15 protein-coding genes are annotated in these 19,404 nt (G+C 66.8%); 12 read left to right on the top strand and 3 right to left on the bottom strand.

Annotated features, from left to right (window positions below; genetic code table 11):
• Positions 1 to 147: 147 nt before the first annotated feature.
• Positions 148 to 936 carry an enoyl-CoA hydratase gene (locus AB7O82_RS28110; RefSeq protein ID WP_428620716.1) on the bottom strand — a complete coding sequence of 263 codons (789 nt, stop codon included), beginning with the start codon at positions 934 to 936 and terminating at the stop codon, positions 148 to 150.
• Between the two features lie 78 nt (positions 937 to 1,014).
• Between AB7O82_RS28110 and AB7O82_RS28115 the strand changes: the two genes are divergently transcribed.
• From AB7O82_RS28115 to AB7O82_RS28125, 3 genes are all read left to right on the top strand, one after another.
• On the top strand, positions 1,015 to 2,082 hold the full coding sequence (locus AB7O82_RS28115) for an ABC transporter ATP-binding protein (RefSeq protein ID WP_428620717.1): 1,068 nt from the start codon (positions 1,015 to 1,017) through the stop codon (positions 2,080 to 2,082).
• Between the two features lies 1 nt (position 2,083).
• Complete coding sequence (locus AB7O82_RS28120) at positions 2,084 to 3,145, top strand: extracellular solute-binding protein (protein WP_428620718.1); 1,062 nt, start codon at positions 2,084 to 2,086, stop codon at positions 3,143 to 3,145.
• Between the two features lie 121 nt (positions 3,146 to 3,266).
• On the top strand, positions 3,267 to 4,988 hold the full coding sequence (locus tag AB7O82_RS28125) for an ABC transporter permease (RefSeq protein ID WP_428620719.1): 1,722 nt from the start codon (positions 3,267 to 3,269) through the stop codon (positions 4,986 to 4,988).
• A gap of 41 nt (positions 4,989 to 5,029) precedes the next feature.
• On the opposite strand, the gene AB7O82_RS28130 is transcribed toward AB7O82_RS28125, so the two are convergent.
• Complete coding sequence (locus AB7O82_RS28130) at positions 5,030 to 7,654, bottom strand: ABC transporter substrate-binding protein (RefSeq protein ID WP_428620721.1); 2,625 nt, start codon at positions 7,652 to 7,654, stop codon at positions 5,030 to 5,032.
• 475 nt (positions 7,655 to 8,129) lie between these two features.
• Between AB7O82_RS28130 and AB7O82_RS28135 the strand changes: the two genes are divergently transcribed.
• From AB7O82_RS28135 to AB7O82_RS28170, 8 genes are all read left to right on the top strand, one after another.
• Positions 8,130 to 8,636 (top strand): tetratricopeptide repeat protein, encoded by a 507-nt coding sequence (locus tag AB7O82_RS28135; RefSeq protein ID WP_428549454.1) that lies wholly within the window; start codon positions 8,130 to 8,132, stop codon positions 8,634 to 8,636.
• A gap of 79 nt (positions 8,637 to 8,715) precedes the next feature.
• A complete protein-coding gene (locus AB7O82_RS28140) occupies positions 8,716 to 9,921 on the top strand; it encodes a M23 family metallopeptidase (protein ID WP_428549452.1) in 1,206 nt (401 codons plus the stop codon).
• Between the two features lie 42 nt (positions 9,922 to 9,963).
• Positions 9,964 to 10,575, top strand: coding sequence for an acyl-CoA dehydrogenase family protein (locus AB7O82_RS28145; RefSeq protein WP_428549450.1), 612 nt, complete (start codon positions 9,964 to 9,966; stop codon positions 10,573 to 10,575).
• Positions 10,576 to 10,773: 198 nt separating this feature from the next.
• Positions 10,774 to 11,646, top strand: a complete 873-nt coding sequence (locus AB7O82_RS28150; protein ID WP_428620725.1) for an FAD binding domain-containing protein — start codon at positions 10,774 to 10,776, stop codon at positions 11,644 to 11,646.
• A complete protein-coding gene (locus AB7O82_RS28155) occupies positions 11,643 to 12,119 on the top strand; it encodes a (2Fe-2S)-binding protein (RefSeq protein ID WP_428549446.1) in 477 nt (158 codons plus the stop codon). The genes AB7O82_RS28150 and AB7O82_RS28155 overlap by 4 nt, the downstream gene beginning before the upstream one ends.
• 40 nt (positions 12,120 to 12,159) lie before the next feature.
• Entirely contained in the window at positions 12,160 to 14,553 is a 2,394-nt protein-coding gene (locus tag AB7O82_RS28160) for a xanthine dehydrogenase family protein molybdopterin-binding subunit (protein ID WP_428549444.1), read from the top strand.
• A 1-nt stretch (position 14,554) separates the two neighbouring features.
• A complete protein-coding gene (locus AB7O82_RS28165) occupies positions 14,555 to 15,304 on the top strand; it encodes an SDR family NAD(P)-dependent oxidoreductase (RefSeq protein WP_428549442.1) in 750 nt (249 codons plus the stop codon).
• A gap of 236 nt (positions 15,305 to 15,540) precedes the next feature.
• Positions 15,541 to 16,311, top strand: coding sequence for an SDR family NAD(P)-dependent oxidoreductase (locus AB7O82_RS28170; protein WP_428549441.1), 771 nt, complete (start codon positions 15,541 to 15,543; stop codon positions 16,309 to 16,311).
• Positions 16,312 to 16,495: 184 nt separating this feature from the next.
• Here the strand turns inward: AB7O82_RS28170 and AB7O82_RS28175 are convergent, their stop codons facing one another.
• Positions 16,496 to 17,287, bottom strand: coding sequence for a winged helix-turn-helix transcriptional regulator (locus tag AB7O82_RS28175; protein ID WP_428620723.1), 792 nt, complete (start codon positions 17,285 to 17,287; stop codon positions 16,496 to 16,498).
• Between the two features lie 359 nt (positions 17,288 to 17,646).
• Here AB7O82_RS28175 and AB7O82_RS28180 point away from each other — a divergent pair, with 359 nt between their 5' ends.
• On the top strand, positions 17,647 to 19,230 hold the full coding sequence (locus AB7O82_RS28180; protein WP_428549439.1) for an ABC-F family ATP-binding cassette domain-containing protein: 1,584 nt from the start codon (positions 17,647 to 17,649) through the stop codon (positions 19,228 to 19,230).
• The last annotated feature ends 174 nt before the right edge of the window (positions 19,231 to 19,404 follow it).

The following is a 19,404-nucleotide window of genomic DNA, read 5'->3' on the forward strand; positions in this document are numbered from 1 at the left end:
GGGGTGGGGTCTTGTTTTTCTGGCCGGCGGGCGTCTCGCCCGCTCCTGAGTCGAGCGGGCGAGACGCCCGCGGTCCGCATGAGCATGACCCCTCCGTCGCCGTATGACGGCGACACCTCCCCAGCGTAGCTGGGGAGGATGAAGGGATCATCGTCCCTGGAAGACGGGCTTTCTTTTTTCCATGAAGGCGCGGCGGCCTTCCTTGTAGTCCTCGCTGTCGAAGCAGGCCTGGGCGAGCTTCGCGAGCCGCGCATGGTCCTGTTGCGATTCTGGCTTGGCGATCTCGCGCGCCGCGGCCTTGGCGAGGCCGATGGTGAGGGGCGCGTTCTGGGCGATCGCCGAGGTGATGCCGTCGACCATCGCATCGAGATCGTCGGTGGCGGTCACGCCGTGCACCAGCCCCATGTCGAGCGCTTCCTGCGCCGAGTACTGCTTGGCCGTGAACAGGAACTCCATGGCGCGCGGCAGGCCGATGATGCGCGAGAGGCGCTCGATGCGCAGGAAGCCGTAGCCCAGGCCGAGCCGGGCGGCCGGCACGCCGAAGCGCGCGCCGTCGTTGCAGTAGCGCAGGTCGCAGCAGGCCGCGAGGTTCATGCCGCCGCCGATGCAGTAGCCGGTGATCTTGGCGATGGTCGGCTTGGAGAATTCGTAGAGCGCCTCGTAGCCGCGCTTGGAGATGGTCTCGTAGCGCGCCTGCGCCTCTGCGTTGGCGCGCTCGCTCTCGAACTTGGAGATGTCGGCGCCCGAGACGAAGGCCTTGCCGCCGGCGCCGCTCACCACCACGCAACGGATGGCCGGGTCCTTCGCGTAGTCCTCTAGAACGCCGACGAAGCCGTCCCACATGTCGAGCGAGACGGCGTTGAGCTTCGCCGGGTTGTTGAAGACGACGTGGCCCACGGCGCCCTCGCGCCGGCCATAGATTTTCTGTTCCTGCATGATGCCGACCTTTCCGAAATGGCCGGCAATATAGCGCGCGCACCGCCTTTGCCATAAGGTGGGTCGCAGGGAGGAAATGTGGCCTCAGTCGAACTGAAGGGCCTCGGCAAGCGCTACGGCGAGGCCGTCGCGGTCGATGGCGTGTCGCTCCACATCGAGCACGGCAAACTCGTCTGCCTGCTCGGCCCGTCGGGCTGCGGCAAGACGACGACCCTGCGCCTGGTCGCCGGCTTCATCGAGCCTTCGGCAGGCGAAATCGTCGTTGGCGGCAAGGTGCTTTCCTCGCCGGCCCGCACGGTGCCGCCGGAGAGCCGCAACATGTCGATGATCTTCCAGAGCTATGCCCTGTGGCCGCACATGACCGTGGCGGAGAACGTGGCCTACGGCTTGAAGATTCGCCGTCTCGACAAGGTCATGATCGACGCCAAGCTCGCGGCCATCCTGTCGACGGCGCGTCTGGAGCTGCTGGCGGACCGCTATCCCGGCGAGCTGTCCGGCGGCCAGCAGCAGCGCGTGTCGCTGGCGCGGGCCCTGGTGGTCGAGCCCGAGACGCTGCTGCTCGACGAGCCGCTCAGCAACCTCGACGCCAACCTGCGCGAGGAAATGCGCTTCGAGATCCGCCGCCTGCACGACCGCTATCGCTACACCACGATCTACGTGACCCATGACCAGGCCGAGGCGATGACCACGGCCGACCTGATCGCCGTGATGAACCATGGCAGGGTGGAGCAGCTTGGTCCGCCGGAAGAGATCTACGGCCAGCCGCGCTCGGAGTTCGTGGCGCGCTTCATCGGCGGCGCCAACATCCTGCGCGGCATGGCGGTCGATGACGCCCGCGTCGCGATTGCCGGCGCGGTCCTGCGCACGACCGGACGGACGCTGCGCGCCGGCAGCCCGGCCGCCCTCTCGGTGCGCCAGCACGAGATCGCCATCAAGGCCGAGGTGGCGCCGCCTGCGGACGACAACTGCCTGCCGGCGGTGGTGGTGCGGCAGGTCTTCCTCGGCGCGGCGCGCGATTACACGGTGCAGCTCGACGACAGGACCGAATTGCGCGTGACGGCACCGCCGGACCGCATCATCGCAGTCGGGGCGCGGGTCTGGCTGCACCTGCCGGCGGAACAGGTAAGGGCATTGGCGGAGGCATGACATGGCGAAGCAACTGACTCGGCGTGGCGCATTGGCGGGTGGCGCGGCCCTCGCAGGTTCGTTCTCGGTCGTGACGTCCTCCAGGGCGGCGCCCGAGGCGCAGAAGATCACGCCGGCGCTGATCGAGGCGGCGAAGAAGGAAGGCAAGCTCGCCTGGTACACCTCGGTCGACCTGCCGGTCGCCGAGAAGATCGCCAAGGCCTTCGAGGCGGCCTATCCAGGTGTCGCCGTCAAGGTCGAGCGCTCCGGCGCCGAACGCATCTACCAGCGCATCGGCCAGGAGTATCAGAGCAAGATCTATGTCTGCGACGTCGTGAACAGCTCCGACGCCGCCCATCTCATCGTCTGGAAGCGCGCCTCGATGCTGGCGCCTTTCCTGCCCGAGGAAGTGGCGCAGCACTATCCAAAGGCGCATTGGGACCCCGACGGCATGTATGCCTCGTGGCGCATCACGCTGGTGCCGGTTGCCTACAACACCAACCTGGTGAAGCCGGAGGAAGCGCCGAAAGGGTTCGTCGACCTGCTCGACGCCAGATGGACGGGCAAGATCGTCAAGGCGCATCCGGGCTATTCCGGCACTATCATGACGGCGACGCAGCAGCTCTCCCGCGACCTCGGCTGGAGCTACTTCGAGAAGCTTGCCAAGCAGAAGGTCATGCAGGTGCAGTCGGCGGCCGATCCGCCGAAGAAGGTGGCGCAGGGTGAGCGGGCGGTGATGGCCGACGGAACGGAGTATCTCGTCACCCTCATCAAGGCGCGCAAGGAGCCGATCCAGGAGGTCTATGCCGTCGAAGGCACGCCCCTGATCACCGGCCCGTCGGCGGTGATGGCGCGCGCCGCCAATCCGAATGCCGCGCGCCTGTTCTATGCCTGGTCGATGTCGGCCGCCGCGCAGCAGCTCAACATCGATGTCGGCGCGCTGCGCTCGGCCCATCCGCTGGTCAAGGATCGCACCGACCGCAAGAAGCTCTCCGAGATCAAGCTCTTGCGCGAGGATGCCGCCGCGGTCGCCGACCAGGCCGAGGACATCAAGGCGCGCTATACCAAGTTGTTCAAGGTATGAGATTGTCTACCGTACCGCGGGCGTCCCGCTCGCTCATGAGCTGGGAGCGCGCCACTCCGATGGCGCTCATGGGATGTGTGATCAACACGAAGAGCGCCATCGGAGTGGCGCGCTCCCAGCAATGACGGTCCTGGTCGAGCGCCGTCCGGAGGGTAGCCGCAGGTTGCAGCTGCCCGACCTCTCCCGCCCGACCCTGATCGCCGTCACCGCCTTGCTCGCGGTCATGATCGTCCTGCCGATGGGATGGCTGGTGGCCTACAGCCTGAGCGACAGGGCGGGGCATCCGACCATGGCAAACTTCGTCGCCCTGTTCACCGATCCGAGCTTCGTCGACCCGCTGATCACGACCCTGATCATCGCCTTCTCGGTAAGTGCGCTCTGCTGCCTGGTCGCGGCGCCGCTGGGCTGGCTGGTGTCGCGCAGCGACATGCCGATCCGGCGAACCGTGCGTACCCTGGTGATGGCCTCGCTGGTGACGCCGCCGTTCGTCGGCGCCATCGCCTGGGAGATGCTGGCGGCGCCCAACTCGGGCCTGCTCAACCAGCTGTGGCGCAGCCTCACAGGCATGCCCTCCGACGAGGCGTTGATCGACATCTACAATCTTCCCGGCCTCATCTTCGTCATCGCCTGCTACACATTTCCCTACGTGTTCGTCCTCGTCGCCAACGCGCTCGACCGCATGCCCGGCGAGCTCGAGGATGCATCGTCGATGCTCGGCGCCGGAACATGGCAGACCGCGCGCAGCATCACCGTGCCGCTCGCCCTGCCGACGCTGCTGGCGGGCGCGCTCGTCGCCTTCCTGCAGGCGCTGAACCTGTTCGGCTCGCCCGCCATACTGGCGATCCCCGCGGGCTTCCACACGCTGACGACGCGGATCTGGAGCCTGTTCCAGTTCCCGCCCAAGCCCGAGCTGGCGGCCGCCGCCTCGCTGCCCTTGCTGGTGCTCACCATCGCCTTGTTGCGCGCACAATCGATCGCCCTCGGGCGGCGCGGCTACGCCGTGCTGGGCGGCAAGTACGGCGAGCCGCGGCTGGTGCGGCTCGGCCGGTTGCGCTGGCCGGCGGCGGCCCTGGCGCTGCTGGTGCTCGCCATGCCGCTTTTCCTGCCCTACGCGGCGCTGCTCAATTCCGCCTTCTCGCGCGTTGCCTCCCGGCTCGTGACTCTGGAGACCATGACCCTGCACAACGTGCGCTTCGCCTTCCTCGAGCTCAGCTCGACCATGCCGGCGCTCAAGAACACGTTCCTGCTGGCGACCGCTTCGGCGACGCTCGGTGCCTTGCTCGCCCTGCTGATCGCCTACATCGTCGCGCGTCGCGCCGTGCCCGGCCATCGCGTGCTGTCGTTCCTCGCCACAGCGCCGCTTGCCATTCCCGGCATCGTGCTGGGTGTCGGGCTGTTTCTCGCCTACACGCGGCCGCCGCTCACGCTCTACGGCACGCTGTGGATCCTGCTGATCGCTTTCGTCACCATCGAGCTGCCGGCCGCTTTCCAGCAGCTCTCCTCGGCCTTCCATTCCGTGCACAGCGAGCTCGAGGAGGCCGGTCGCATGCTTGGCGCCTCGCGGCTGCGCACCCTGGCCGACATCACCGCGCCCCTGCTGCGCTCGGCCGTGATCGCGACCTGGTGCTTCGTGTTCGTCGCCGTGATTCGCGAGTTGTCGGCAGCGGTGATCCTGTTCACGTCGGAAACCAAGGTCCTGTCGGTCCTGATCTTCGACCTCAAGGAAAGCGGCGACGTCGGCGCCATCGCCGTCCTGAGCCTCGCCATGATCGCCAACACGACCGTGGTGTTCGTCCTCGCCAATCGGCTTCTACCGGACCGCGGGCGTCTCGCCCGCACATGAGACGAGCGGGCGAGACGCCCGCGGTCCGGAAGAGCCTGCGCTCAGGACGGCAGCAGGTCGCCCGCCACCTCGTCGGGCGTCACCGGGCGGGCTAGCAGGCCGAGCCGGGCCAGCTGGTCGACCGTCGCTTGCCAGCCTTCGCGCGTCTGCTGTCCCAGCGGCTGGTGGCCGAGCTGGCGCACGATCACGGACATGGCCTGCGACAGGTAGGGCCGTGAGAATGCGGGATAGAGCGGTGCGAAGGCGGCGATCGCGGCCGCCGGCGCGAATTGAAGCCGGCTGTAGGCTTCCTGGACCGCTTCGACGACCCGGATCGCGATGCTGCGCGTGTCGGGCGACACCCAGGCCTCCTCGCGTGCGATGATGTTGAGGCTGTAGAGCTGCACGCCGGCGTCGGCCAGGCGCAGGACCGAGATCTGCCGGCCGTCGGCGCGCAGCTCGGACGGCAGGTTCTCCTCGTAGTCGATCAGGGCGTCGACCCGGCCATCCAACAAAGGTGCCGCCGCGGGTTCGACGGAGACGGTGGCGATGCGCGCCGGATCGAGGTGCTGGGCGGCGAGGAAGGCGCGGAATTCCTCGACCGTGACGCTGCCCGGCACCAGGCCGATGCGCCTGCCGTAGAGATCGGTCGGCACGACGATGCCGCGCTCGGCGCGCGAGAAGATCACCGACGGCGTATTGCGATAGAGTACGCTCAGGCTCTTGATCGGAAGGCCCTGGGAGCGGCCGATGGCCGAGGCGACGCCGCTCGACACGCCGATCCAGTACTCGCTGCTGAACGCCACCATCTGGGTCGAGACCACCGCGCCACGTCCCTCGAAGAGGGCGACCTCCAGGCCGCGGTGGGCGAACAGCCCCCATTCGCGGGCGAGGAAGAAGCCCGCGTAGGTTGGCGTCGGCTGCCAGTCGAGCAGCAGGTTGACCGATTGCAGGCGAGGCTGGTCGCGCCCGACTGCCGGAGTGGCAAGGGCCGCTGCGCCGGCGATCAGGGCACGCCGCGAGACCGGAGGCGGGTGCCTGCCGGGGGACGAGCCGGCCCAACTTCGTGTGTCCTCGACCTTGGGATAGTGCTTCGACAGATGCTCGGTGTAGGCCTTCGCCGCACGTTCGGTCCAGGCGGCGTCGGTCGAAAACTTGGGAATCAGGACGTAGTCGGCATCGGCGAAGACCTCGCTGGCGGGACGGACCGGCGCGCCCGTGGCAGACCACAGGTTGCCGCCGCGCGGAGGCACCCACCCGAGCATGAAGGGGAACGGGTTCACCTGGTCGAGCACGACGACACCGCCCGGGCGGTGTTGGCCGTCAGCCAGCAGGTGCGCCGCCTCGATGATCGTGTCGACATACTCGGTGGCGGTCAGCTCGACATGCGGCTGCAGGGCGCGCGACCAGTTGAGCAGGGCGTGACTCGGCTTGCCGGCGGCGAAGGCGTCGAGCAGCCCGCTGCGCTCGATCGGCACGGCGAGGCCCTTGAGGTTTGTCTGCGCGACGACCTGCAGATCGGATTTGTCCTGCGCCCGCACATGATAGGCCCAGATGCTGATCGCGGAAGCCGCCACCACGAAAAGCGGAAAGATCATCAGGACCGGTGCCGCCGACGCCATGACGTCGCTGCGGCGGCGCAGATGGTCGTAGAGCAGGAAGGCGATGACGATCGCGGCCGGCAGGCCATGCGTTTGATGGTTCTGGGACAGCACGAACAGGGCGACGACGAATATTCCGGCGACGGCGACCGGCAGGCGCAGCGAGGCCAGACCCCGCCACCACAGCCAGGCGGCGAACAGGACCGCAGCGACATAGGCGGCACTGGCTTCGACATTGGTGAAGAAGTTGTTGACGTGAAACGTCAGCTTGCTGCGCACCGCGCCGGCTTCGACGGCATCGAGGATGTCCGCCAGATAAGCGTGGTTCCAGGGCGCCACGGCGTTGAGGACGATCAGCGCCGCCATGATCATCGGCACGGCCGGGCGGTGGCGCACATGCGGGCTGACTATCGCCGCCAGGACGGCGAGGGCGAGGCCGGCGGCGAAGTACGTGATCTTGAGATAGAAGAAAGCCGTGAGCAGAAGGCCGGCAATGGCCGTGTCCAGCAGATCGAGGCGGCGATCGTCTCGCGGCGGGACGAACAGGATCAGCGTCAGGACGGCCAGCAGGCTCCAACCGTAGCGGTTGTAGGACATCGCAAACGTGTAGGCTGTCAGGCTTTCTCCGACATTGGCCGGCCGCAACGGCAGCAGGCTGACGAAGACGACGAAGAAGGCAGCCGGCACCAGCGGCAGCCGGCGCATCGCCGCCAGCGCGGCCGACACGAAGGCGACCGCGGAAACGAGGGAGGCGCCCACCAGGAAGGCGGCCGGACTCAGGCCGACCAACTCGAAGCCGAACAACGTCGGAAGAAAGCTCAGCAGCCCGAGAGGGTCGTGAAAGTCGAGGTGCTCCGCCTGGCCGTTCCACAGATGCCAAGCGCCGGAAAGATTGTAGACGAAATCCCACGTCATGTCGTTCGACAGCACGATGGCGGGACTGAGCATCGCCCACATCGCCAGTCCGACGGGGAGGATGGCGAGCAGGACGAGATGCACGGAAGACGTGCGAACCAGGGTGGATCCGGCTTCCGTCGAGGCCTCGCCCGCCGGCGCATAGCGCCACTTCGAGATCCGGCGCAACACCCCGAGGCCGTCGTGAATCGATATCCAGGACAATCCCGAAATACCCAAGCACGACGCCCGCCGTTCCCACGCGACGATCACCCGCCGTGATTCCCTTTCCCGTTGTGTAATGTAATTGATAGGTTACCGCCTTGGCTAGGGCCGGCGCGCACGCCGGAGTGGCAATGCTGGGGCGCGCCACTCATAGGCGCTAACGTTGGCCGGTCCAGCAAAGTCCTCATCCTGAGGAGGTCGCGCAGCGGCCGTCTCGAAGGATGGGCGATACACGAGATTGCTGGAAAAGCGATGTCGCAGCACTCGATTCTGTTGCCCACTCTTCCAGACGGCCGCTGCGCGACCTCCTCAGGGTGAGGACTTTGTGGGCCCGGCCAAGTTTGATTAGGGGCTATGATCCCGCCACTCCAGTGGCGCGATCATCGTCGATCACACAGGCATTTGCTCTCGCGCCCGCAATGAAGCAATACCATGCCGCTTCATGAGAACGATCGTCTGCGCGTTGATCGCGCTCCTTTGGCTTGCGACGCCGGCCGTCGCCCAGGCGTCCCTCGAGGCCGACATGCGCGCCGCGGCGGCGGCTTACGAACGCAAGGACATGCCAACCGCGGTCCGGCTGTGGAAGATCTGGGCCGGGAAGGGCAATGCCGAGGCGCGCACGTTGTTGGGGGCGATGTACTGGAGCGGCGAAGGTGTGCCGCGCGACCACAAGGAGGCGGCGCGCCTCTACCTGTTGGCGGCGAAGCAGGGCTATGCGCGCGCCCAGAACGACATTGGCTTCATGCTGGGCTTCGGCGAGGGCATTCCTCCGCGCGACGACATCGAGGCCTACAAATGGCTTGCGCTGGCCATCAAGGCCTACACTGCCAAGAACCAGGAGCGGCTCGATCAGGCCAGGAAGGACCTCGCCACCCTCGCCAAGCGCATGACCCCTGCGCAAATTGCCGAGGCCGAGCGTCGGGCCAAGGGCTGGAAACCGTCGCCCTGATTGGCTACACTTCTCGCACCTGACCTTCGCCGCGCGGTGTGCCGGCGCCCAATCGCGACCTTGATCCTCCGAAGGAGCAATGAAGAGAGCTTCGCTCGCTGCGGCAATCGTCGCGTGGTTGGCTGGTGGCCTGGCATTCGCCGGTCAGGCCGATGAGGAGGCGCGCCCCGCCGAAGCCCGCGCCGCCGAGGAATTCATGCTGGGCAGCGCCGACGAGGCGCAGCGCCTCGCCGACTACCAGATTTTCACCCGCGAGATAGCCGTCGACAGCCTGGTGCTGGACACCTTCGACGCGGCCGTCGCCGAAGCGGGCGTTCCTGCGGCGACGATGCTCGAAGCGCGGCGCGCTTTCGCCAGCGCTCTCGATCTCGAGCGGGATATCCGGACCGGCGATCGACTGCACGTGCGCTACGAGCAGGCCTTCACCGCGGAGGGCGTGGCCATCGATGTCGGCCGTGTCCTGTGGGCCGAGCTGCGCACCAGGTCCAAAGGGACGATCGCCATTCATCGCTTCCGGACGCGCGACCAGGGCGATGGCTTCTGGCTCGCCAATGCCCAGGCGGCCGTGGCGCCCTCGATGCGCATGCCGCTCGATGTCATCTCGATCTCGTCGGGCTTCGGCCTGCGGCCCGATCCCTTCGAGCAGCCGCGACCGCTCGCGGCAACCGGAAAGCCGGCGCCGATGGGCGGTCCCAAGCAGCGGAACGGTTCGTCGCTGCCGCCCGGATTGCCCACGGGCGCCGTCGGCTACGGCAAGCCTGCGGCGCCGATCGGTGCGGTGCCGATCTACATGAATCCGGACGGCACCTGGAAGATGTCGCTCACGAAGGGCGCGGCGCCCAAGCGTTCGTCGGGTGCGCTGTTCATGCACGACGGCGTCGATCTGGTTGCGCCGACCGGCACGCCGGTCCATGCCGCGGCCGAGGGCGTCGTCGTCGGCGTCGGACCCAACGGTCGTTACGGCAACTGGATCCAGATCGACCACGCCGGCAAGCTGTTCACTGTCTACGGCCATCTGTCGTCCTTTGCGCCAGGCCTCACGGCTGGCACGCCTGTGTCGCGCGGCGACGTGATCGGCTTCGTCGGCAGCACCGGTCGTTCGACCGGGGCGCATCTGCATTTCGAGGTCCAGAGCGAAGGCAAGGCGGTTAATCCGACGACGCACCCGGAGTTCAAGGCGGTGTCGTTGCGTGGCGCCGATCTGGAGCGCTTCAAGAAGCAGATGGCGCGCTCGCTCGAAGAGCGCGCGCGCGAGGCCAAGGTAGCGGCGTCACTCCGGCGCTGACACGCCGATCGCGAAAGCCTCCTCCGGCGCCAGCACCAGCCGATGGCGGCCGGCCAGGGCGAACCACGCGATCCCAAGCGCGAACGCCGTTCGCGAAAGGGTGCATCGCTGGGGCACGACGAGTGCGTGCCGGCCAAGCCGCGTCCGTTGAACGGCGAGGACTACAAGACCGTTCTCGCCGAGCTGCGCACCAAGGCGCGCGCCCAAGGCTTGTGGTGCCCGTTCATGCCCAGAGAGCATGGCGGCATGGGATTGGGTCCACTTGCCAACGCGCTGGTCCAGATGGAGCTGGGTGAGAGCCATCTGGGCGCCCTCTCCGTGAACACCCAGGGACCCGACGACGCCACGATGCTTACCTTGCTGGAGCATGGCACGGAGTACCAGAAGGAGAAGTTCCTGAAGCCGCTGCTGAACGGCGAGAAGCGCATCTGCTACTCGATGACCGAGAAGGCGGCCGGCGCCGATGCCACGGGCATGCGCAGCCGGGCCGACAAGGTCGGCAACGAGAAGTACAGGCTGAACGGCGAGAAGTGGTTCTCCTCGGCAGCCAGCGTCGCCGACATCGCCGTCGTCATGGCGCGCACCGCCCCCGACGCACCACGACGGATGGCTTCGCGTCCGCGTCCCGTCTCACCCATTATCGGAGCAAGATGACGACCTCCATGCTCCCTTGACGGTCAAGCATGCCAAATCTAGTTATGCAAGGGACCTGCAAAATTGCGATGAATTTGATCAAGCCGACCTCCAGTAGTATCGGCGGCAGAAGAAAGTGTCGCTGAAAAGAGGCGAGAGTATGCCGGTGCGCGAGACCGAAACCAGGCAATGGCCTCGAACACAATCGAGAGCGAGGCGATGAAGCCGGCCAGGTTCGACTACGTCGCGCCAACGACCCTGGATGCCGCGATCAAGGCCCTGGTGGCCGCCAACGGCGAGGGAAAGGTCATGGCGGGCGGTCAGAGCCTGATGCCGCTGCTCAACCTTCGCCTGTCGCGGCCGGCGCTCGTCGTCGACCTCATGAAGGTGCCGGGCCTGTCGTTCATCGAGGACCGCGGCAAGACGATCGCCATCGGCGCGCTGACCCGGCATGTCGAGCTCGAGCAGTCGGAACTGCTCGCCCGCAAGCTCCCCGTCATGTCCGCCGCGATGCGGTATGTCGCCCATCTCGCCATACGCAACCGGGGCACGATCGGTGGAAGCATCTCCCATGCCGACCCGGCGGCCGAGCTGCCGATGCTGGCCGTGTTCCACGGCGCAACAATCAGGGCCCGTGGACCGAATGGCGCACGTGCCATCCCGGCAGAGGAATTCTTCGTCGCGGCGCTCACGACGTGCCTGGAGGCGGAGGAGATCGTCTACGAGGTGGAATTTCCCGTTCTCCATTCCGTGGGGTGGGGGTTCGAGGAGGTCTCGCGACGCTTCGGCGACTTCGCGCTGGCCTGCATCGCGCTCTCGATCGAGTGCCGAGAGGGCGTGATTGGTGCCGCCCGCGTCGGCGCCATGGGGATCGACGACACGCCACGGCGTCTTCGGGATGCGGAAGCGGCGCTGGTGAACACACGCCGCGAAGCTGCTGCATCGGCGCGATTTGCCGAAGCGGTTCGGAACTCGGTTTCCCCTCCCTCCGACCTTCACGGGTCCTCCGAATACCGTCGAAGCCTAATTGGAGCGCTTGCCCAGCGCGCGCTCGCGACCGCCTGGGCGCGCACGGTCGGGGAGGCAACGTGAGGAGGGCCATCGCCGTCACGGTCAACGGACGCAGGCATGAATCGGCCGTCGAGCCGCGGATGCTGTTGTCGGATTTCCTGCGAGACACTCTGGGGCTGACGGGCACTCATGTCGGGTGTGAGCATGGCGTGTGCGGGGCCTGCACGATCATCGTGAACGGCGATAGCGTGCGGTCGTGCCTGACGCTCGCGGTTCGCGTCGATGGCGCGCAAATCACCACGGTAGAAGGTCTCGGAACGCCCGGCGCGCTCAACGGGCTGCAGACCGAGTTCCGGCAGAAGCACGGGCTTCAGTGCGGCTTCTGTACGCCCGGCATGCTGATGACCGGCATGGACCTTCTTGCGAAGAGGCCGCTGGCCACCGACCAGGAGATCCGCGAGGGGATCTCGGGAAATCTGTGCCGTTGCACCGGTTACCAGAATATCGTCGCCGCCATTCGCGCGGCTGCCGAGTCCCTGGGCAAGCGCCCATGAAGCTGCATTCCCCGAACGCCGGGCGCCGGAGCCGAGCTCGATGAGCAAGGAGGATTTCGCGCGTCCCACCGATGTCGCCCGTCCGCGGCATGTCGGAGCGCCGATCCTGCGCACGGAGGATCCCAGGCTTCTCACCGGCAACGGGCAATTCACCGCCGATCGCAATGCCGTTCGCATGCTGCACGTGGCGTTCAGGCGCAGCGACAGGCCGCACGCGCGCATCGTCAGGGTCGACGTCGAAAGGGCGATAACCGGCGCTGGTGTCGTCGCGGTCTATCGCGCCGAGGATCTGGCCGGCGAATGCAAGCCGGTGATTCCCTATTCGCGCATGCCCAACTACTACGCGACGCCGATCATGCCCCTGGCGACGGGCAAGGTCCGCTACGTCGGGGAGGCGGTGGCCGCGATCGTGGCGGAGACCCGCTATGAGGCCGAGGACGCGCTCGAGCTCATCGACATCGAGTACGAGCCGCTCGGCGCGGCAGCCGATGTCGAGGCCAATCTTTCGGCGGACGCACCGCTGCTCCACGACGAAGCCGGGACGAACGTTCTCGTGGCCCGCGAGTTCAGGAAGGGGGGCGCGGAAGCCGATCTCGCCGCAGCACACGTACGCGTACGGGACCGCTTCCGGATGACCCGCAAGGCGCCGCTCGCGCTGGAGCCGCGCAGCTGTTCGGCCGAGTTTGACGCGAGAAGCGAAGCGGTCACGCTCTACACCGCCTCCAACATTCCGGGGATCGTCCGGGACGCGATCTCGGATGCGCTGGATCTGCCCGGCAGCCGATTTCGCGTCGTCGCCCCCGATGTCGGCGGGAGCTTCGGGTCGAAAGGCTCGCTCTATCCGGAAGAAATCCTTCTCTGCTTTGCGGCGAGAAAGCTGCGGCGCTCGCTGAAGTGGACGGCCGATCGGTTCGAGGACATCGCCAGCAGCAGCCAGGCCTTTTCCGAGATCGTCGATGCCGAAATGGGCTTCGACGAGAACGGTGTCGCCGTAGCCCTGCAGGCAGACGTGATCGGCGACGTCGGCGCCTACTCGATCTATCCGTGGACTTCCGGACTCGAGCCGGTCCAGGTCGTAAGCTTTCTGCCCGGCCCCTACAGGATTCCATCCTATCGCGGGGCCGTCCGCGGCGTGGCGACCAGCAAGCCGCCGACCGGTCCCTACCGGGGTGTCGGACGGCCGATCTCGGCCTTCGTGACCGAGCGGCTGATGGACATGGGCGCCAGGGCGCTCGGGATCGACCCGCTGGAGATCAGGCGGCGCAATCTCGTGCGTGAGGAGGAATTCCCCTATCGGATCGCGTCCGGCATCATCTGGGACAAGACCGGATTCCAGGAGTGTCTGGAGGCCGCCGCGGAGGTGGCCGACTACCAGGACCTGCGGCGCCAGCAGGAGAGTGCACGCCGCGACGGCCGCTATCTCGGACTAGGTCTGGCAAGCTACGCCGAACTGACCGGCATCGGCTCGCGCATCGCGGTGGCGCCGGGCATGCCCATCAATACTGGATCCGAGACCGCGAAGATCCGCATCGACTCGACCGGTGCGATCACCGCCCGTTTCGGCGTCGCTTCCCATGGGCAGGGGCTGGAGACCACGCTCGCCCAGATAGTCGCGGACGACCTCGGCGCCAGGTTCGAGGATATCAAGGTCATCCAGGGCGACAGCGGCGAGGTCCCGATGTCGACAGGCACCTACGCCAGCCGAAGCGCGGTGCTCGGCGGCGGTGCGGCGAAGCATGCCTCGCTGGCCCTGCGCGACAAGATCAAGCGGGTCGCATCGCACCTGCTCGAGGCCAGCGCGGCGGATATCGACGTGGTCGCCGGCAAGGCGACGGTGACGGGGACCGACAGGGCGGTGTCGTTCCGCCAGATCGCCAAGGCGGTCTATTCCGACATGAGGACATTGCCCGTGGAGGCTCGGGAGGAGCTCGAAGCGAGCTACACCTACGACCCGATCAACGGAACGACCGCGGGCGCGACCCATCTTGCCTTTGTCGAGGTCGACCTGGCGACCTGCCTGGTCAAGATCCTGAAGTACGTTGTCGCCGAGGATTGCGGACGGATCATCAATCCGATGATCGTCGATGGCCAGGTCCATGGCGGCGTCGTGCAGGGGATTGGCGCAGCGCTCTACGAGGAGCTCGTCTACGACGACAACGGGCAGCTTCTGACCGCCAGCCTGGCCGACTACGTCATTCCCTCCGCCGTTGAAGCGCCGGCGATGGACGTCGTGCATGTCGAGAGCGCTTCGGCGGCAGCCGGCGGCTTTCGCGGCATGGGCGAGGGCGGCACGATCGGCGCGCCGGCGGCCATCGCCAATGCGATCTCCGACGCGCTTTCTCCCCTGGGCATCGGCGTGTCGACACTGCCGGCGACGCCCGAACGGATATTCCGATTGATCCAGAACGCGAAGAGTCTCTCGAGAGGAAGCTGATATGACCAATCTTTCCGGGCGGGTCGCGCTGGTGACCGGCGGCGGCCGCGACGTCGGCGCCGACATCTGCCGTACCTTGGCCGCGGCGGGCGCAAGCATAGCCATCAACTACAACAGTTCGAAGGCCGAGGCCGAGGCTGTTGCCGCCGAGATTGCAAAGGCCGGCGCCCGGGCAAACGCCTACAAGGCAGACGTCAGTGACCTCGGCCAGGTACGGTCGATGGTCGCCCAGGTGAAGTCGGACCTCGGCGGTCTCGACATCCTGGTCAACAACGCGGGTTACGTCATACGCAAGCGCTTTTCGGACTCGACGCCCGAGGAATGGCGAAAGCAGATCGATGCCTGCCTCTATGGCGCGATTCACTGCTGTCACGCCGCGGGTCCGCTGCTCGAAGCCTCCGGTCGAGGGCGGATCATTTCGATCGTGGGCGACTCCTCGCGCGTGGGAGAGTCCGGCCTCGCGATCGTCGCCGCGGCGCGCGCCGGAACGATCGGCCTGATGAAGTCGCTGGCGCGGGAATGGGGTCGCTCGGGCGTGACCTGCAATGCGCTTGCCCTCGGTCTCATCGAGACGGCGCATGACCGAGGCTGGGTCGAGGCCAATCGCGACAAGCTGGTGAAGCTCTATCAGATCCGCCGCCTCGGCCAGCCGTCCGACGTGGCGCCGATGGTCGCGCTCCTGGCGTCCGATGCGGGGGCCTGGATCACCGGCCAGGTCCTGAGCATCAGCGGCGGCTTCAGCATGGTGTGACCGGCGGAGTGGAGCGAAATTTCGCGGACAGGTTTCGGCGCAATCATGCTCTTCCGGACCGCGGGCTTCCCGCCCGCTCATGATCATGAACATGAGCGGGCGGGACGCCCGCGGTCCGCATGAGAAGATCACGGGTGTCGAGCTCGTTGTAGGGTGGGTCGGGTCGGCTTCGTGATCCGCCTTCACACGATCGTACGCACCCTGTAATCACTGCCTGGATTTTCGGAGGGAACACTATGGCATCGCCGCTTTTCGACCTCACCGGCAAGGTCGCCGTCATAACCGGATCGAGCAAGGGCATTGGCAAGGCGATCGCCATGCATCTTGCGCTCTCCGGCGCCAAGGTCGTGGTGTCCTCGCGCAAGGCGCCGGTCTGCGAGGAGGCGGCGGCAGAGATTCGCAAGGCCGGCGGCGATGCCACCGTCATCCCCTGCAACATCTCCGACAAGGCACAGGTCGAGAACCTGATCGCGCAGACGAAGAAGCAGCTCGGTCCGGTCGACGTGCTGGTCTGCAACGCCGCCTCGAACCCGTACTACGGACCGAACGAGAAGCTGCCCGACGATGTGTTCATGAAGGTTATGCAGAACAACATCCTGTCGAACATGTGGCTGATCAACCAGTGCCTGCCCGACATGCGTGCGAAGAAGGACGGCTCGATCATGATCGTGTCGTCGATCGGCGGCCTGCGCGCCAGCACCGTGATCGGTGCCTACTGCATCTCCAAGGCCGCCGACATGCAGCTCGCGCGCAATCTTGCCGCCGAATACGGGCCCGACAACATCCGCGTGAACACCATCGCGCCCGGGCTGATCACGACCGACTTTGCCCGAGCCCTGTACGAGGATCCGAAGAGGCGCGCGGAGCGCGAGGCGGCAACGCCGCTGCGCCGCCTCGGGCAGCCCGACGATATCGCGGGGCTGGCGGTGCTGCTGGCCGGCAAGGCTGGCGCATTCATCACGGGTCAGACCCTGGTCGCAGACGGCGGCACGACGACTGGCGGCTGAGCACGCAGGATCACCCGATCGAGCGCGGGCCCAGGGCACCATAGGCCTTGGGGTCGTAGGCCAGCCGGTATTTCATGTCGGCGGCGACGATCGGCTTGCGACATCGATCGCAGATGACCTCGGCGCGAAAGGCGTGTCCGCAGGCGGCATGGCGCAGGATCAGCGGCGGCTTGCCGTTCGAAAGTCATCGATCGCCCCAGGCGAGCATGGCGACGAACGGCCCATGGAGATCCAGCCCCATCTCCGTGAGCCGATATTCGTAGCGTTCCGGCGCGCTCTGATAGCGGTGGCGGCGAAGCACGCCCTGTTCGACAAGGCGTGACAGCCGGTCGGTCAGGATGTTGGGCGCGATTCCCAGCTCCGAGAGGATGTGATCGTAGCGGCGCCTGCCGAAGAAGGCTTCACGAACCACCATGAAGGTCCATTTGTCGCCGATGACCTGGAGGGCACGGGAGACGGAGCTCGGCCGGCCGGTCAGGTAACGGCTTCCGTCGGATGCCCGCCTCGTGTTTCGTCCCGGCCTGGCAATGGTTCGGCCTGCGCCCGGGCCATCGCTGTAGTTCACGTCCCGCGCTCGCACCTCGCGAGAGCAGGCGGAACACGAGACGATGGGATGGCTGTCGCTCCCGCAAGTCATGTGAACCAGGGTCAGAGGTGGCGGTTTCGTGCCGGCAAGCCACCGGTCACCGAATTGCATCAGTGCGATCAGGCTCGGATAGAGATCGAAGCCCATCTGCGTCAGCCGGTATTGGTGCCGCCGTGGCGATTCGGTGGGAGCCTGTCGAAATATCGCCAGGCGCGTCAGCTTCCGGAGCCGATCGGTCAAGGTTGCTCGCGGGATCCCGAGTGCGGCCCGGAACGCCTCGAATGACTTGGTGCCGAAGAACGCCTCGCGAATGATCAGGAACGCCCAAGTGTCCGATACGATGTCCAGGGTGCGCGCCACCGAGCAGTTGCGCTCGCGCCGACGCGGCACGCCTCGACTTTCCTCTTCCCGCTTCGCGGCCGCCGAAGATCACGCGTCGGCGGGCGATACCACACGATTCGGATCGGGATCTCAGGCCAGGTGGCCGAGTTATGCAAGCAACAAAGCCCCGCCTCGAGTGTGAAGTCGATCTCGATGGTCGCTGTTGCTCGAAGGCGCTGATGGGGTCAGACGGACCATGCATCGTCTTGAATGCCGACTGTTGCGCCCCTATGTTCGGCGCCGCCGACATGGGGCCTGTGATGGTCACAGACCTTATTCGGCCAGGCCAAATCGGACAGGATCTGGGGCGATGAATTTCCACCTGGCAGCAACACCGCAGCGTCTTGCGTCAGGGGAACTCCGTCATCATGTCCGCTTCCATCACTCTTGCAGATCTGTCCTGGTCGACGCCTGACGGTCGGCCGCTCTTCGCCAATCTCGATCTCGGCTTCGAGGCCGGCCGCACTGGGCTGGTCGGGCGCAATGGCGTGGGCAAGACCACGCTGCTGAAGCTGGTGTCCGGAGACCTGCAGCCGCTCGCCGGCCAGGTCACGGTGAAGGGCACGCTCGGCGTCCTGCGCCAGGCGATCCAGGTCGGACCGACCGAGACGGTCGCCGATCTGTTCGAGGCAGCCGACGACATCGCCCTGCTGCGCCGGGCAGAAGCCGGCGAGCTCGCCGCCGATGATCTCGTGCGTGTCGACTGGACGCTCGGGAGGCGCATGGCGTCGTGTCTCGGCCGGCTGGGCCTCGCGCAGACAGGGCCCGAGACGCCGCTCATGGCCTTGTCGGGCGGCCAGCGCACGCGCGCGGCCCTGGCGGGACTGATCTTCGGCAAGCCCGATTTCCTCCTGCTCGACGAGCCGACGAACAATCTCGACCGTGCGGGGCGCCGGATGGTGATCGATCTGCTGGCAGGATGGCGCGCCGGCGCCCTTGTCGTCAGCCATGACCGCGAGCTGCTCGACGCGATGGATTTCATCGTCGAGCTGAGCTCGCTCGGGGTGGCGCGCTACGGTGGCGGCTGGAGCCACTATCGGCAGCAGAAGGACATTACCCTTGCGGCCGCCCGGCACGATCTGGCGGCGGCGGAGAATCGCGTTGCCGACATCGACCGGCGCGCGCAGGCGACGGCGGAGCGCCAGGCGCGCAGGGACGGCGCCGGCACGCGGCGACGGGAGAAGGCGGACATCCCGCGAATCCAGCTCAATGCTCTCAGGAACCGCAGCGAGAAGACCGGCGGGGCCAATGCGCGGCTTGCCGAGCGCCGCCGCGTGCAGGCCCTGGCGGATGCAGAGTCCGCTCGCGACAGGATCGAGGTCCTTCAGCCCTTGTCGGTCGAGGTTCCGTCGACAGGCCTGCCCGCGGGCAAGACAGTGATGCGAGTCGAGTCGGCGTGCTTCTCCCACGAGGTCGATCGGCCGCTCATCGCCGACCTGTCGTTCGACATCGTCGGGCCGGAAAGGGTGGCCGTCGTCGGACCGAACGGCTCGGGCAAGACGACCCTGCTGGGTCTCGTCGAGGGACGCCTGGCGCCGCAGCGCGGCAGCGTCGAGGTCATGACCGATCTCGCCGTGCTCGACCAGCAGGTCGGCCTGCTCGATCCGTCACGGTCGATCCACGAGAATTTTCGCCGGCTCAATCCGCAGTCGGCCGACAATGCCTGCCGGGCAGCGCTTGCCCGCTTCATGTTCCGGGCCGAGGCGGCGCTTCAGGTCGTGTCCAGCCTGAGCGGCGGGCAGCTGCTGCGCGCCGGCCTCGCCTGCGTCCTCGGCGTGAAGCCGCCGTCGCTGCTGGTGCTCGACGAGCCGACCAACCATCTCGATCTCGATTCGATCGCCGCCGTGGAGGCCGGCCTCAACGCCTACGACGGTGCGCTCCTGGTGGTGAGCCACGACGAGTTTTTTCTCGACACGATCGGCATCACGCGCCGGCTGGCGTTGCCGGGGTGAAGACAGGCTCTTCTCCTCCCCAGCTCCGCTGGGGAGGCGTCGCCGTCATACGGCAACCTGCCTTCGCCGAAGCGAAGCCGCTTCGGCTTCGCGCAGGCAGGCGGAGGGGTCATTGCTGGGAGGAGCGCGCCACTCCGATGGCGCTCATGGGATGTGCAATCGACAAGAAGAGCG

Source organism: Reyranella sp., assembly GCF_050185545.1.
GTDB lineage: Bacteria > Pseudomonadota > Alphaproteobacteria > Reyranellales > Reyranellaceae > Reyranella.

Bases quoted from the DNA above. Each gene is read 5' to 3' on its own strand.
- AB7O82_RS28110 (WP_428620716.1), bottom strand. From the start codon at position 936: ATGCAGGAACAGAAAATCTATGGCCGGCGCGAGGGCGCCGTGGGCCAC.
- AB7O82_RS28120 (WP_428620718.1), top strand. From the start codon at position 2,084: ATGGCGAAGCAACTGACTCGGCGTGGCGCATTGGCGGGTGGCGCGGCC.
- AB7O82_RS28125 (WP_428620719.1), top strand. From the start codon at position 3,267: ATGACGGTCCTGGTCGAGCGCCGTCCGGAGGGTAGCCGCAGGTTGCAG.
- AB7O82_RS28135 (WP_428549454.1), top strand. From the start codon at position 8,130: ATGAGAACGATCGTCTGCGCGTTGATCGCGCTCCTTTGGCTTGCGACG.
- AB7O82_RS28140 (WP_428549452.1), top strand. From the start codon at position 8,716: ATGAAGAGAGCTTCGCTCGCTGCGGCAATCGTCGCGTGGTTGGCTGGT.
- AB7O82_RS28145 (WP_428549450.1), top strand. From the start codon at position 9,964: ATGGCGGCCGGCCAGGGCGAACCACGCGATCCCAAGCGCGAACGCCGT.
- AB7O82_RS28150 (WP_428620725.1), top strand. From the start codon at position 10,774: ATGAAGCCGGCCAGGTTCGACTACGTCGCGCCAACGACCCTGGATGCC.
- AB7O82_RS28160 (WP_428549444.1), top strand. From the start codon at position 12,160: ATGAGCAAGGAGGATTTCGCGCGTCCCACCGATGTCGCCCGTCCGCGG.
- AB7O82_RS28165 (WP_428549442.1), top strand. From the start codon at position 14,555: ATGACCAATCTTTCCGGGCGGGTCGCGCTGGTGACCGGCGGCGGCCGC.
- AB7O82_RS28170 (WP_428549441.1), top strand. From the start codon at position 15,541: ATGGCATCGCCGCTTTTCGACCTCACCGGCAAGGTCGCCGTCATAACC.
- AB7O82_RS28180 (WP_428549439.1), top strand. From the start codon at position 17,647: ATGTCCGCTTCCATCACTCTTGCAGATCTGTCCTGGTCGACGCCTGAC.